14 protein-coding genes are annotated in these 14,261 nt (G+C 37.5%); 6 read left to right on the top strand and 8 right to left on the bottom strand.

Annotation, left to right across the window (positions count from 1 at the left end; all coding sequences use genetic code 11):
- The first annotated feature begins 73 nt into the window (after positions 1–73).
- Positions 74–2,104 (top strand): tetratricopeptide repeat-containing sulfotransferase family protein, encoded by a 2,031-nt coding sequence (locus RT723_RS14040; RefSeq protein ID WP_315947684.1) that lies wholly within the window; start codon positions 74–76, stop codon positions 2,102–2,104.
- 201 nt (positions 2,105–2,305) lie between these two features.
- Positions 2,306–2,875 carry a hypothetical protein gene (locus tag RT723_RS14035; RefSeq protein WP_315947682.1) on the top strand — a complete coding sequence of 190 codons (570 nt, stop codon included), beginning with the start codon at positions 2,306–2,308 and terminating at the stop codon, positions 2,873–2,875.
- A gap of 68 nt (positions 2,876–2,943) precedes the next feature.
- Here the strand turns inward: RT723_RS14035 and RT723_RS14030 are convergent, their stop codons facing one another.
- From RT723_RS14030 to RT723_RS14005, 6 genes are all read right to left on the bottom strand, one after another.
- The gene (locus tag RT723_RS14030; RefSeq protein WP_315947681.1) at positions 2,944–3,999 is read right to left on the bottom strand and encodes a peptidase M42; all 1,056 of its coding nucleotides are present in this window, start codon (positions 3,997–3,999) and stop codon (positions 2,944–2,946) included.
- A 150-nt stretch (positions 4,000–4,149) separates the two neighbouring features.
- The gene (locus RT723_RS14025; protein WP_315947680.1) at positions 4,150–5,484 is read right to left on the bottom strand and encodes a magnesium transporter; all 1,335 of its coding nucleotides are present in this window, start codon (positions 5,482–5,484) and stop codon (positions 4,150–4,152) included.
- Positions 5,485–5,525: 41 nt separating this feature from the next.
- Positions 5,526–6,230, bottom strand: a complete 705-nt coding sequence (locus RT723_RS14020) for a mechanosensitive ion channel domain-containing protein (protein ID WP_315947679.1) — start codon at positions 6,228–6,230, stop codon at positions 5,526–5,528.
- A gap of 149 nt (positions 6,231–6,379) precedes the next feature.
- Entirely contained in the window at positions 6,380–6,982 is a 603-nt protein-coding gene (locus RT723_RS14015; protein ID WP_216053421.1) for an MlaC/ttg2D family ABC transporter substrate-binding protein, read from the bottom strand.
- 260 nt (positions 6,983–7,242) lie between these two features.
- A complete protein-coding gene (locus tag RT723_RS14010) occupies positions 7,243–7,515 on the bottom strand; it encodes a hypothetical protein (RefSeq protein ID WP_216053422.1) in 273 nt (90 codons plus the stop codon).
- Positions 7,516–7,601: 86 nt separating this feature from the next.
- Positions 7,602–8,489 (bottom strand): LysR family transcriptional regulator, encoded by an 888-nt coding sequence (locus RT723_RS14005; protein WP_315947678.1) that lies wholly within the window; start codon positions 8,487–8,489, stop codon positions 7,602–7,604.
- Between the two features lie 120 nt (positions 8,490–8,609).
- Here RT723_RS14005 and RT723_RS14000 point away from each other — a divergent pair, with 120 nt between their 5' ends.
- Together RT723_RS14000 and RT723_RS13995 are read left to right on the top strand one after the other, a co-directional pair.
- Positions 8,610–8,951 carry a MaoP family protein gene (locus tag RT723_RS14000; protein WP_216053424.1) on the top strand — a complete coding sequence of 114 codons (342 nt, stop codon included), beginning with the start codon at positions 8,610–8,612 and terminating at the stop codon, positions 8,949–8,951.
- A gap of 23 nt (positions 8,952–8,974) precedes the next feature.
- On the top strand, positions 8,975–9,139 hold the full coding sequence (locus tag RT723_RS13995; RefSeq protein ID WP_216053425.1) for a PA3496 family putative envelope integrity protein: 165 nt from the start codon (positions 8,975–8,977) through the stop codon (positions 9,137–9,139).
- Between the two features lie 122 nt (positions 9,140–9,261).
- Here the strand turns inward: RT723_RS13995 and RT723_RS13990 are convergent, their stop codons facing one another.
- Positions 9,262–9,816, bottom strand: a complete 555-nt coding sequence (locus tag RT723_RS13990) for a hypothetical protein (RefSeq protein ID WP_315947677.1) — start codon at positions 9,814–9,816, stop codon at positions 9,262–9,264.
- Between the two features lie 247 nt (positions 9,817–10,063).
- On the opposite strand from RT723_RS13990, the gene RT723_RS13985 reads away from it, so the two are divergent.
- Complete coding sequence (locus RT723_RS13985; RefSeq protein WP_216053427.1) at positions 10,064–10,600, top strand: MgtC/SapB family protein; 537 nt, start codon at positions 10,064–10,066, stop codon at positions 10,598–10,600.
- A gap of 7 nt (positions 10,601–10,607) precedes the next feature.
- Here the strand turns inward: RT723_RS13985 and RT723_RS13980 are convergent, their stop codons facing one another.
- Positions 10,608–11,552: a LysR family transcriptional regulator gene (locus RT723_RS13980; RefSeq protein WP_256447626.1), complete on the bottom strand. Its 945-nt coding sequence runs from the start codon at positions 11,550–11,552 to the stop codon at positions 10,608–10,610.
- A gap of 97 nt (positions 11,553–11,649) precedes the next feature.
- On the opposite strand from RT723_RS13980, the gene ppc reads away from it, so the two are divergent.
- Positions 11,650–14,211, top strand: a complete 2,562-nt coding sequence (ppc, locus tag RT723_RS13975) for a phosphoenolpyruvate carboxylase (RefSeq protein ID WP_315947676.1) — start codon at positions 11,650–11,652, stop codon at positions 14,209–14,211.
- Positions 14,212–14,261 lie beyond the last annotated feature (50 nt).

The raw sequence follows: 14,261 nt of genomic DNA, 5'->3' as shown, positions 1-14,261 counted from the left end.
AAAGCCGCTTGATGTTTGTATCAAGCGGCTTTTATATAAATACTATTCGTTCATTTTATTTGGAGCCAAGTCATTGGAAAGCACATCTCTTCCTGCTATTGAAGAACAATTAAAAACAATTCAACAATTGATCCAAAAAGCAAAGTTTAATGACGCCATTAGTCAGGCAGAAGCCTTAATCAAGTTAACAACCGATGACTCTCAATTAATTGAATTATGGTATCTGCTTGCAGTAGCACAGCGTTATAACAAAAGTCCGTTAACGGCATTATCTAGCATCAACCAATTACTAAGATTAAATAACAAACACAGTCGAGCTCATCAGGAATTAGGCCATATAAATTTAGCATTAAACGAAATAAACAAGGCCAAGTTAGCGTTTGAACATGCAGTAAAACTAAACCCTTGTTTAGTGGGAAGCTGGCAAGAGTTAATAGAAATTTATCGTTTATCACAAAGTTCAAATATCACACCAAACCCGACTCAAAAGAGTGAACTACAAGATAAAATTCAACTAGCAGCCAATCAGTTAGCTAAACTCAAAACCTTACCTCCAGCCTTACTGGCCGTAACAGAATTAATGCATGAAGGTAAATGGTTAAAGGCAGAACAAATTTGTCGTCATTTTTTACAAAACAATAAACGCCACATTGATGGCATGTGTTTATTGGCTGAAATAGGCATTGAACTGAAAATATATGATGACGCTGAATTTCTTTTAGCCAGCTCGCTTGAGTTAGAGCCTAAGCACATTCACGCCCGAGCACAATATCTGAACTTACTCATCAGATTAGGTAAATATAAAGCCGCTCAATATCAGGTAGATACATTACTTAATAGCCAACCTGAAAATCTTAGCTTTAAGGTCGCCAAAGCAAATGTACTCAATGGATTAGGAAAGACTGATGAAGCCATCACCTTATTCCAACAAGCTATACAGCAAGAAGATTCAATTCCCGGCTTTTATTTACAATTAGGCCATGCACTTAAAACCAAAGGTGACATTGACAATGCCGTCTACGCTTATCAAAAAGCATATCAATTAAATCCAAGTTACGGTGATGCGTTTTGGAGCTTAGCTAACACGAAAACCTATCGTTTTACGGATGCCGAAATAGCGCAAATGCAAGCACAACAAGATAATGAAGACTTAGCATTAACGGATAAAATACAATTATATTTTGCCACAGGTAAAGCGTTTGAAGACAAAGAAGATTACCCGCAAGCATTCCACGCTTATCAACAAGGGAATCAACTGCAACAAGCGAACAATGGTTTTGATATTAATAAACTTGAGCAGCAAGTGGACGAGCAAATAAAATATTGCACCGCTGAATTATTTGAGCAACGCGGACACTTAGGTTATGAAGCCCCCGACCCTATCTTTATTGTTGGATTGCCTAGAGCTGGCTCCACTCTATTAGAACAAATTTTGGCCTCTCACAGCCAAATTGATGGCACCATGGAACTGCACAACATTTTGGGGTTAGCATCGCGTTTGCGAGGAAGAAATCCAAACACAGAGTCAAACCAATACCCTAAAAACTTAAGTGAAATAAACCCTGATTACTTTAGCCGTTTTGGTAAACAGTTTATTGATGAAACCCGAGTTTATCGAGAAGATGCACCTTTGTTTATCGATAAAATGCCGAATAACTTTCTACATATAGGCTTGATAAAACTTATCCTGCCAAACGCTAAAATCATCGATGCTCGACGTTCACCAATGGCCTGTTGTTTTAGTGGTTTTAAACAATTGTTTGCTGAAGGGCAAGACTTTAGTTATAGCCTTGAAGTTATTGGTCGTTATTATCAAGCCTATTTGAAACTCATGGCACATTGGGAAAAAGTATTGCCAAATTTTGTTTTAACCGTGAAACACGAAGAGGTGGTAGAAGATTTGGATAAACAAGTTCACAGAATGTTAGATTTTTGCGGGTTAGAGTTTGAGCAGTCATGTATCGACTTCCATAAAACCAAACGAAATATTAAAACGCCCAGTTCCGAACAAGTCCGTCAACCTATTTATAAATCTGCCACTGAACAGTGGCAGCATTTTGAACAGTATTTGGAGCCTTTAAAAAAGGTATTGAATATTAATTAAGTACCTTATATTGAAAGTACCTTAAGCCAACAATTTCTTAAATTTAATTGTTCTACATTTATTTATGCTTGGTAACAATTGATTACAAACTTAATTAATAAAAATAATTATATTAAGTGAAGTTAATAGACGGAGTAACTACTGTAAATAGCTATTTCACATCGTTTATATTATGAAATTACAATACAAGGATAAGTTAAAATGTATCGCATCCTATTACTCACTTTCACCTCATTTTATTTCTTAATAGGCTGTAATACAGAATCTCAAAAAGATCAGTACTACCAATTAGTTGTGCTTTATGAAAACCATGCGTGGGGTTTTCAACAACAAGGTATATATTTAACCAATAATGGCGAATTATTTTCATTTATTAACAACGAAACGATGACTGACAATAAAGGTATTCTTGAAGGTAAAAGTTATTCAGAAATATATCTAAATAGCTTGTTAACAACGTCATCCCAACTGCTTGAAGCTATTGATAAAACAGTTCTTCAACGTTTAGCCACTAAAATAGAGAAGGTTGAAAATACGAATATCTCGGAATCAACATACACTTGTGCGGATGCGGGTAAATTGTCATTCATTATTTTCGAATACAATCCAACTTCAGGTGTGTATTCGCCTATAATTTTAGAACAAAGAGGCGACATCGCTTCAGCTAATCTGTCTGAGGATGCTAAAACAATTGTTGACTGGTTAGACTCAAAATTAAAGGAATATCAGATTGTTATTCTAGATGGCTGTGAATCACCATTTAAGTCATAAATACTTACAATGTTGTTTGTTATAAAAGAAGAATGCCTTACGTAAAATAAGGCATATAACTTACTTAATTAATTAACGTCGCTAGCTATTAAACTTAATGTACGTAAAAACGCTTCAATAGATTCAACTGAAGCCGACTCTTCCATCGTGTGATAACCAATGGTTGGTACCTGTATGGTTGTGCCATCAACTAACCCATTAGATGCTGCAATAATACGACCTAATTCAGTACTGCCTAACGATCTGGGCTTTTCACCACGACTGATTAACCATTCATTGTCCGCTTCAACGTAACGGTCTTTGAACAAATAACTAATATTATTTTTTTGACATAGAGCTTCAATTAATTTGGTCGACTCTTTATTAAAAACCGCATTAGCGTCTTTCTCACGTAATACTAATAACTGTTTGTTGGCCGCCTCCACATCTGGAAATGGACTTGTATCAACAACAAATAATTTATTGGTATTGCCACCGAATCGACGGAACCACTCCAGTAAATATCGCCAGCTTTTACCTGCTTCTTCTTGGGCTGTGAAAAAGGCAGTGCCTTCAAAGCCATTACTAAACAAGTCGACTAAGGCTGCCGCAGATAACACATTATCCAATTGCCCTGATAATCGGCCATCGCTGATCGTTAATTTATCTTTAAAGGCAATTGGCGTCCCCACAACAACATCTTCTAGGCCTTCAATTTCAAAAATAAGGTTATTTCTGTATTCACACACGTAGGTATTTTTTATCACACCACTACCACGGTAAATGCCAGACCAAGGTTCGTAAGCATATACCGCTTCAGATTTAAAACGTTCTGTTACTTTGGACATTAACTCTTCTGATACCGAATTATTTAACAGATCAGTTTTGTTCGCTGAGATAAATGCCGCATACTGAAATTCATTTGGTCCAGTACAAATAAGGCCATGTCTATCTATGTGGGCAGAAAACATTGCACTATGTGGTTTGTTACCCTGTGCGACCAATAATCCTTCATACCAAGTAACCTTTGCACCACGTTCTTCGAGTTCACGTTGTAATACCCTAAAAAATGAATGTTCTGCCCCAACGACACTAGGGTGGCGTATCAGGATTTTTAATAGATCTATAAATTCGTTACTTAGCATGTTTAAGACTGTCCTTCATTAGAATCGTCTATCGTTTTGTCGAGGACTCAACGAGTTTTGGGGTTAAAATAATTAAATTTAGTACGTGTGCATACTTGCTAAGTATGCGCACGTACCAATGAAAACGGCGCCTCTAAAGGTGCGGAATTATTAGTTCATAAAAATAATGGTGGCACTGCCTAAAAAGACAAAAAATCCCACCACATCCGTTACGGTTGTTAAAATGACTGATCCTGCAAGCGCCGGATCAATGCCATTTTTATCCAAAACAATAGGGATCAAAATCCCCGACAAAGATGCCACTAACATGTTAACCACTAAGGCGACGCTTAAAATCAATGACAATAAGTAATTGTCGAACCAGAAAATAGTCATCGCCGCCACAATCGCGGCCCACACCACGGCATTAACCGCGGCCACACTTAATTCTTTATCCCGTAACGCCTTGAAGTTCGCTGTATTCAACTGGCCAGTTGCAAGCCCCCGGATAGTAAGCGTTAAGGTTTGACTCCCTGTAATGCCCCCCATGCTTGCCACAATAGGCATCAACACCGCAAGCGCCACCACTTCAATAAGTACTTTGTCAAAAATACCAATCACCGCCGATGCTAAAAATGCTGTGAGTAAATTAATACCCAACCACAACGCTCTGCGTCTTGCACTGGTAAAAATGGGAGAGAATAAATCCTCATCACTTACTTTACCCATATGAGCGACTTGCGCTTCATAGTGGTGCTGGAAAATAGATAACGCATCACCCATTGAGAACTCACCAACAAATTTACCGCTCTCAGTTAAAATAGGTAAAGTGTGACGATTGCTGTTTTTAATAATATTCGACGCTTCCATTAAGGAAAGCGTATCTAAAATATTGTCGTCAATTTGTTCTGCAATCGCTTCAACTAAACTTTCTTCTTCCGCGTTTAACAAATCATTTATCGATACTTCACCAACATAATTTGAAGCGTCATCCAGAACAATATAATTACCCGAATAATCCGTTAAGTCACTTTGACGTATCTCGTCTAATGCATCTTCAACGGATGTTTTATGACTGACGGTATACACATCAGAATTCGCATAACGACCAACTTGCTCTTCATCATAGCTAAGAGAAGACTCTATATTTGACTGTGACTGCGGTGACAATTTGTTAATTAACTTTGCCACCAACTTTTGCGGTAGCGCCGTTAAAATCTCAACCACTTCATTGTTGGAGCCAGATTTAACCGCTTTTTCCAGCTCTTTCGACGTTAATACGGATAACAGTTGTTGACGCGCATCCTCACGCATCGCTGTTAAAATGGCCCCTTCCAATGAATGGTCGATAAGAGGCCACAGCTTTAGCCGTTGCGCATTGGTTAACCCTTCTAATATCAAAGCCCATTTACTCGGTGTGTAATTTTCAACTTCATCCGGAAGTTCAATGATATCGGCAGCTAAAATACTGACAAAGTCGAGTGTAGGTGTTGCTTGGTTTTCCATGTGACTACCTTAAAACAATGAGGTGATTGTTTAACTGCGTTTTAGCTACTTGGTGTAATAGTATTTAACTGTAACTGTTTTTTCTCTTCCGATATGAACAACTTAATACATTGTTCTAACATTTTTTGCTCAATAGCTTGAGCTTGTTCTGTTGGACAAAAAAGGCTAAATACCACTTTGGTTTTTCCTAGCTCTGTGGATTCAAACGAAACACTCGGCTCTGGCCCTGATATTTTAATATCCAACCGATTTTCAATCATTGAATTGTAACGCTCAGCAACATCTTTAAATTCAGCACAATGTTTTTTGGCTTGTTTTAATAATGCCGTCTTGATCACAAACGGATTGATAGTCAGGCTTTCACGTATGTAAAAAAACGAGTGATTTACATAACGTTTCATGTAATTCAAATTAGTAATAGGCAAGGTAATCAGTTGCAAATTAGGTACAAATAAACTTTTTCCGGTATAGCTGTAAGTTGATAAATCGACTTCCAACAAGGTTGTTTTTGCCATATCCGTTGAAGTCACCTCCCCAGCATGTCCACCAACCACAATCCAGTCTCCAACCCTAAATGGTGTCGAACTCGAGATATAGAGAAAGCCTATGAAACATTGAATGATCTCACGAGTCACTAAAATAATGGCCACAACAAAAGCCGCAATAGAAAAAGCAAAACGCTGTATCTCTTGATGCCAAATTGCAAACAGTAAAATAACCACTAACAAGTTGATTAAGTTTTTCAAATAATTAATCAAATAACGTTTGTCGTTACCCTTCTCGACCGCTCTTTTTTTAATTATCTGAAATATAAAGTATTTTAAACACCATGATGTCAGTATCAATATAATGGTGATGGCCAATTGGCTTTGCATAAAAGTGATCAAGTATGTACCTATTTGTTATTTTTACTTTTGAGTAATTCAAGCGTGGCTTCAGGGCCTGAGTTTGCTAAAACTTGCGCCAATTCTTTTTGTTTTGACTGCAATAAACTGATGCCTTCAATAACAAAATCGTACATTAACCATTTATCTTGGTCTTCAGAAAAACGCCACTTCGTGATCAACTGCGTGGTTTTGTTTTTTCCCACCAACTTCATCGATACGCTGGCATTTTTATTCGAGTTAGCCAATGAAGATGACACCACAACGATCTTTTCATTGTTATAATTTACTAAGCTATTAGCGTAATTTAATACCAAGGTGTCTTTTAATACCTTAACAAACTCCGCTTTTTGTTCCGCTGATAACTTAGCTAAATTTTTGCCTAACACTTTATATGCAAAAAACTTTTCATCAACACTAGTTAACACTTCGTTTTCTACCAATTGTTGGATGGCTTGAATCGTTAAATTATTCGCTTGTTTTAAAGAAATTAGCTCTAGCTCTACTTTTTTAAATAGCTTATCTGCCACAGCGTCAACTGTTTCAGCATACACTTTACCCATGAATAAAATGGGTAAAGTGAGCAATAACATAACTGATTTAATACATTTCATTGTTAATACCTGTTAATAACGCCAATCAATGTTGGACGATTTGTGTGTTCATTAATATAACTGCAAGTTTTATCGTAACTTTCACTCAAACACTTGTTTTCTTTAATCCTTTTATGGATTAACAAAGGTGTTGTTAACTAAGCGTAGTAGATAACTGAAACCGTTAACGTATTATTTTTTATACAAATAAAAAACCAATAACAAATGTTATTGGTTTTATGTACAACTTAACTTTTTTATAAATATTTTAGGTATTACATTTAACCTAAGTCATCGACGACCGATGCAATGAACTCAATTATCTTTTCTACACTGGTAAATTTAGTGTATTCGTAATAATCCATTTCACTGTTAACACAATCTAACAATACTTTGTTGTCTAGAGCGGTAGGATCTTGAACATTTTTACAATATTCATATGTATCTCTAACAAACTCAGCATCAGGTTGTTCAGTTTCATCATTGCCAAAAGCTAAATTACTAAAAACAAGGTTGCTAAATAACAATGCCAATACGATTACTTTTTTCATCATTTCGTTCTCCAAAAAAACTGTCGCTAAGTTAGTTGCGTTTTAGCGATTTGGAAAACTAATATTTTTTATCGAATTAACAATATTTTTTAGTCGTTAGTTGATGCCATGTCGATTACCGCTGAGCGTTTAGGTGAAGATTGATCAATCACGTTAATCACCTTTTCAATGGTATCGACTAATCGATTATGTTTTTGGTAAACCGCATATATCGAACGAGTTAACGCGTGTTTGCCTTTCACTTTAAACAACTCACCACTTTCAATAAACGGCTCTGCTAATGCGTTCGGTAGATAAGCGGTACCACCTTCAGACAAAATAAAGTCCAACGCAATGCGACCGGTAGAGGTGACTAACTTAGGTATATAACTCTTGCCATATTTAGCGTCATGCTCTGATGAAAATTGCGTTCCCCAGTCAACATAAACATAGTTTTCTGCCATGGCTAGTTCAGCCGTTATGTTGCCTTTAGTTGTTACCATAACCAAAGCAACATTCGCGATTTGTTCACTTATTACTTCATTAGATAAAAAAGGATCAAACGTCAGAGCTAGGTTTAAGGTGTTATCTAAGATTGAGGAATGTAATTGCCTAATGCCTAACATCTCGGTTTTAAAAGCCAGTTCAGGTAAACCTTTGGTTATCACCGTTAAATAGTTTTGAAAATAAGCATCCCAAACATTGGGGGTTGCGCCAATTGACAATTGTATGAGTTGAGATTCCGCCAGAGAGATATCTGTTTTCACCTGCTGCATCGCACGAACCATAGTGGTTGCATAAGGAATTAATCGCTCACCTGCAGGCGTTAAACAAATATTATTTCTAATACGTTCAAATAAAGGGGCATCCACAAATTCCTCTAATTGTTTAATTCGGGCACTCACTGCGGCCTGAGTTATATAAAGGGTTTCTGCGGCTTTGCCGAAGTGCCTAGTGTTTGCTACCTCTAGGAAGGTTTTAAATACTTTTACGTCCATTAGGGAAGAATAAATAAAAAAATTTATTTAACAAACTTTTTTTGATGTTCGATAAAAATTATTTGTTTTTAAAATCGTCAAACTAAGACTATTTTTAGCAAAATTGCTGAGGATATCAAAATGAACACACAAATTAGAAAAGGTGCTAAATCGTTTTTCGATGATATTAACTTCCCTAGAGGCTTTAGCCGCAGTGGAGAATTTACTATACAGGAATCCAATTTTCTAAATGATTATGGGTATTCCTTACAACAGCTTTCAAATGGCTCACTGATGCCAGAAAATGCTGAAGAAGTCAGATTTGCAGATGTATGTACTGGTAGAGAACTGGCGCAGTCATTCGCAGAAAAAACGTGGATGAAATACATTTCGTTAGCTTCACCAAGAAAATACGAAAATGTATACGGTATGGGACGACCACAAAACAACTTTGAGTCCGGTGAATATTACTTGGAACTCTAATTTTACTTTATTGAGGTTTTTTTATGGATTACTTTGACGAAATCTATGAAATTGATGAATTTGAAGACATGTCTGATAAACCAGACAGAGGCGATCGCCGTAGACGTTATGAAACGCAAAAGCGAATTGAAGATTTAAAAGAAATGCGACGTATGAATAAAGAGGTCAACTACTACGACGAGTGGTAACTAATAAATCCTACCTAAAGTTTAAACGTTTTATTATAAATCTCGCGCATTTATCACACTAAATGCCACAATAAAGGAGCGTCTTCGGTCTAACGAGTGACGCTCTTAATATCTCGATATTGTCAGTCGATAAGATTACGAATATAAATCTCTGAAATGTGATCATTTTTCAGAATTAGCCTAAGCGGCACTTCCCCTACATCACCGATTTTTATTACATAAACTAACTCATCAAATTCTTTATATGACGGTTTACCAAGCTGTTCCTCAATTTTTATGAGTGGTTGACATAAAAACCGCTTAAAGCCTGAGTCTAGGTCACAGTTTTTAATATATAGGCGATTTATAAACGTTTTTGGGTGATGAGTTTTTAATATTTCTATCACTAAATTAGGGTACTGCAAAGTTATATACTGTAGTTTTTGGTTTGGCTCATGGCGATTATCTCTATCGCTCACATAACGCTCTGTTGGTTTGCCAAGTCGGTTAATAATATCAGCTTCTGAATGACCAAACGTCCATAAAAGCTTAAATAACTCATAAGGTTTAGACTTATCATCGTATTCTAAAGGTGGTGGAACTTGATACCACTTTCCAATTAGCCTAAAAGGAAACAACGAGGTTGGTTCAGCAGTATTTGATAAAGCTAACGGGTGAAAAATAATAAAAGTTATCAATAGTAATTTTACTGATAGAGATAGCCGCATTTAATATTTCGCTCTTTTTCATATTTCAGTTTAAATAGAGACAAGCTGTACAGGGGATATAATCAATAAATTTACCCACATATCTAAGTAATGACTCATAACGTCATTAAACTACAATAAAATAGGTTTATGTAAAATATTCTCTTAACTTATCAACCCACATTACATATATTCAGCAAAGTATATTTGTATTTAGATCAATTACACCAAGGACAACATGGAACAGATATTAACTATCACGCCTTATAGTTGGATGGGCATTTTCACCTCAATGTTATGTGGCACGATTATCGGCCTTGAGAGGCAATTTAGAGGTAAACCCGTTGGTATTAGAACCTCTTCACTAATCGTGTTAGGTACTTATGTATTTGTTGCTACGGCCAATTATGTTGTGGTCGACTCTGCTACCGTCGATCCCTCTAGGATCATAGGTCAGGTCATCACGGGGGTTGGTTTTTTAGGCGCTGGGGTTATGTTAGCCAAAGATGGTGCTGTGGTTGGGGTAACGTCGGCAGCAACAATTTGGGTGTTAGCCGCCATCGGCGTTTCAATCGCGAGTAATAACTACTCTACTTCAATTTTATTATCTTTGGTCGTGGTATTTATTTTAGTCGGTGTCGACTTTTTGGAAAACACATTTCAAACATTATCCAAAGGGGTACATACTAAATATACCAATTGGAAACAACAACCCACGCCATTTCGTTTAAGGAAAGTGTTTAAAGTTAAACCGCAAGATAAACCAACAGATTAACGAATAATTATTCTGGGTTATTTTGCACGGCACTGGCTAAAATATGCACACCATTGTCTAACATAAATTGCTGAAACGCTTTGGCTAGCAATGTTGGTTGACGGGATGCATTTTGCACTAATCGCCACTTACTACGAATTGGAAAATGCTCAACTTTTAATATTTTAAGACCCGGCATAATACCAAAATCCAAACTATGTTTACTCAAAATAGACAATCCTAATCCAGCCGCAACCGCTTGTTTTATAGCCTCACCACTGGCAATGGTCATTTTTTCATGCAACTCAAAACCATGTTTATTAAACAGTTCCAGTGTTGCTTCCCGAGTTCCAGAGCCCTCTTCCCTTAACAAAAAAGGGTAATGGCTCAAACGAGCCAATGAAATATTGGGTACCAAAGTTAACTCATGGCGTTCTGGCGCTACCACGACTAATTCATTGTCCAAAAACGGCGTTTCCACCACCTCAACATTTTGTGGCATTTGCCCAAATAAATAAAAGTCATCGAGTTTGTCTGCCAACCGTGCATGGACTTTATCTCGATTTGCTATCTCTAACTTAACATCAACATGTGGGTAATGTTTGGCAAAGGCAGCCAATAATAAAGGCAGAAAATATTGTGCAGTGGTCACCACGGAAATAGATAAAGTGCCGGTCACAACACCTTGTAAATTATCGATATCGGTCTTTAAGTTATCCAATGTTTGAAAAATTTGATTAGCGCTATTTAACACCGCTTTACCTGCGTCGGTTAACGTTAATTGCCTACCTAACATTTGATAAACCGGTAAACCTAATAAGTCACTTAAGTTCTTTAACTGTATAGATACGGAAGGTTGCGAGATATGTAACTTTTCGGCCACCACAGACAAGCTTTGGTATCGAGCTAACGCTTGAACCAATTGTAATTGCCTTATCGTAGGCTGTCTGTTGGATTGTCCACTTAACGGCATATAGAGTTTTATCTATGAATTAAATTAATTTTATATATTAGACTCTATTTAAAACTAATTCTAGGATGATGTTACTTATCTTATTGAGAACAAAAGTATGTTAGAAACAATTTCACAAAATATACGTTCGCTCGGTTCAGTGTTAGGTAAAACTATTGCTAACGACAAGGACCAGCGTTGGTTAGACAACATTGAACGTGTTCGTCTTTTAGCAAAAGATGGCGTAGCTCACGAAGAGTATGCCATTGAAGAATTAAAGACCTTATTCCAATCTTGTGACGAACAAGATTTGCTTATTTATGCCCGTGCATTCAGCCAATTCTTAAATTTGGCAAATATCGCTGAGCAGCAACACACCACCAGCGAACAAGGCTTGGCCGAATTAGATTTGCCACATCCACTAGAGTCACTGCAGGAACAGCTAAGTGACACAAAACCAGCAGCGTTTTTAGCTGCCATTAAAAAATTACATATTGAATTAGTATTAACCGCACACCCAACTGAAGTGAACCGTCGTACATTCATTCATAAATATCATGAAATCGCAGAACAGTTGGAACAATCGGGCCCAGAATTAAATGGTCGTATTGAAGAGTTAATAGAGCAAGCTTGGAATACCAATGAAATTCGTCCACAACGCCCTACTCCATTAGATGAATCACGTTGGGGCTTAAACGCTATCCGTGACAGTTTATGGTTTGCCGTACCTAAGTTCGTCAGAGAATTAGATGAATTATGCCAACAAGTGACCGGACAACCGCTGCCACTTGATGCAACGCCAATAACAATGGCTAGTTGGATGGCCGGAGACCGTGATGGTAATCCATTTGTAACTGCAGAATTAAGTAAAAAAGCGATTTTAACCGCCCGTTTACTAGCTGCTGAGTTGTATTTAATTGATTTCCAGAACTTATATCTAGAACTATCAATGCATAAAGCCAATGATGCGCTTATTGCTGCTGACAGTAACAGTATTGGTCCTTATAGAAATCTAATTAAACAAACCATTGGTAAACTAGAACACAGCATTGAGCTTCTAAAAAATGATCAAACCGATGGAGTGATTGCCAGTCCTCAAGAACTGTTACAACCTTTGTATGCTTGTAGAGAAAGTCTATTAGAGGTTGGTTTAAACCGTGCGGCAAACTCTATGCTGTTGGATGTGATACGTAAAGTGCATTGTTTTGGCATTTCATTAGTTAAACTGGATGTACGCCAGCACAGCGAATTTCACGATCAAACCATTGCTGAAATCGTTGAATCTCTTGGTTTAGGTGATTACTTATCTTGGAATGAAGAAAAACGTTGTCAGTTTTTACAACAAGAAATTAACAACCCAAGACCTTTATTACCAAAGGTGAAGTGGACTGCGCAAACCCAAGAAGTCTTAGATACATATCGTTTTATCGCCGAGCAACCAAAAGAAGTGTTAGGCATTTATATTATTTCAATGGCCAGTCAGCAAAGTGATGTATTGGCGGTTAATTTATTAATGAAAGCCACCGGCATCACTTGGGATATGCCTATTGCGCCATTGTTTGAAACGTTAGACGATTTAAACAACGCCTCTAAAGTAATGGACTTGTTATTAAACAATAAAGATTACGTAAAACGCACTGAAGGTGCTCAACACGTGATGATAGGTTATAGCGACTCGGCCAAAGATGCTGGTGTATTAGCCGCTGCATGGGCGCAATACCAAGCGCAAGAAGCCTTAGTTGCGGTTGCGACCAAACATAAGATCACGTTGAAACTATTCCATGGCCGTGGTGGCACAATTGGACGTGGAGGCGGCCCAGCACATGCGGCGATTGCATCTCAACCTCCAGGCACACTTGAGGGTGGCTTACGCGTTACAGAGCAAGGCGAGACCATACGTTTTAAATTTGGCTTACCAAATTTAGCCGTTCGTAGTTTACATTTATACGCCAGTGCAATTTTAGCTAACTTAGTTAAACCACAACCAGCACCAAAAGATTCGTGGCGTCAGTTGATGGATAAAATGGCCAAACGTAGCTGTGAGGTTTACCGTGATTATGTGTGTGAACAAGAAGATTTTGTTAAGTACTTCCGTCAAGCTACTCCAGAACAAGAACTTTCGTCTTTGCCGTTAGGTTCTCGTCCGAGTAAACGTAAGTCAGACGGTGGTATTGAATCATTACGTGCTATTCCATGGATATTTTCTTGGAGTCAAAACCGTTTAGTGGTTCCAAGTTGGTTAGGATCTGGGCAAACCATCTCTGAGTTTAACCAAACTCAAGGGGATGTAATTAAAGACATGTTGGATAATTGGGCTTATTTCAGAGCGCGTATCTCACTAACAGAAATGGTGTATCTAAAATCAGATACCGACATCTCTAAACTGTACGATCAAACCTTAGTTGATCCTGAGCTTCAACCTATGGGTGACTCATTAAGAGCCCAGCTCACAAAAGACAAAGCGTTCAGCTTACAATTACTAGGACAAACTGAAACGTTGGAAACGGATCAATGGAACCTAACGTCGTTTAACTTGCGTAAACCGTATTTACTGCCATTACATTTAATGCAAATTGAAGCATTAAAACGTTTACGTAAACAACCTGAACACCCAGTTTGTGAGCAGTTACTTATGGTTAGCATGACGGGTATTGCAACTGGGATGCGTAATACAGGTTAAACGATTACCTATATTTCATATAGTCAGATAACAAAAGGCTTGGTCAACAC

It is taken from the genome of Psychrosphaera aquimarina (genome assembly GCF_032461525.1).
Classification (GTDB): Bacteria; Pseudomonadota; Gammaproteobacteria; order Enterobacterales; family Alteromonadaceae; genus Psychrosphaera; species Psychrosphaera aquimarina.
This window is presented reverse-complemented; position numbering and strand designations above follow the sequence as displayed.

Excerpts from the sequence above, each read along its gene's own strand:
- RT723_RS14035 (WP_315947682.1), top strand. The coding sequence starts at position 2,306 with ATGTATCGCATCCTATTACTCACTTTCACCTCATTTTATTTCTTAATA.
- RT723_RS14030 (WP_315947681.1), bottom strand. The coding sequence starts at position 3,999 with ATGCTAAGTAACGAATTTATAGATCTATTAAAAATCCTGATACGCCAC.
- RT723_RS14025 (WP_315947680.1), bottom strand. The coding sequence starts at position 5,484 with ATGGAAAACCAAGCAACACCTACACTCGACTTTGTCAGTATTTTAGCT.
- RT723_RS14015 (WP_216053421.1), bottom strand. The coding sequence starts at position 6,982 with ATGAAATGTATTAAATCAGTTATGTTATTGCTCACTTTACCCATTTTA.
- RT723_RS14010 (WP_216053422.1), bottom strand. The coding sequence starts at position 7,515 with ATGATGAAAAAAGTAATCGTATTGGCATTGTTATTTAGCAACCTTGTT.
- RT723_RS14005 (WP_315947678.1), bottom strand. The coding sequence starts at position 8,489 with ATGGACGTAAAAGTATTTAAAACCTTCCTAGAGGTAGCAAACACTAGG.
- RT723_RS14000 (WP_216053424.1), top strand. The coding sequence starts at position 8,610 with ATGAACACACAAATTAGAAAAGGTGCTAAATCGTTTTTCGATGATATT.
- RT723_RS13995 (WP_216053425.1), top strand. The coding sequence starts at position 8,975 with ATGGATTACTTTGACGAAATCTATGAAATTGATGAATTTGAAGACATG.
- RT723_RS13985 (WP_216053427.1), top strand. The coding sequence starts at position 10,064 with ATGGAACAGATATTAACTATCACGCCTTATAGTTGGATGGGCATTTTC.
- RT723_RS13980 (WP_256447626.1), bottom strand. The coding sequence starts at position 11,552 with ATGCCGTTAAGTGGACAATCCAACAGACAGCCTACGATAAGGCAATTA.
- ppc (WP_315947676.1), top strand. The coding sequence starts at position 11,650 with ATGTTAGAAACAATTTCACAAAATATACGTTCGCTCGGTTCAGTGTTA.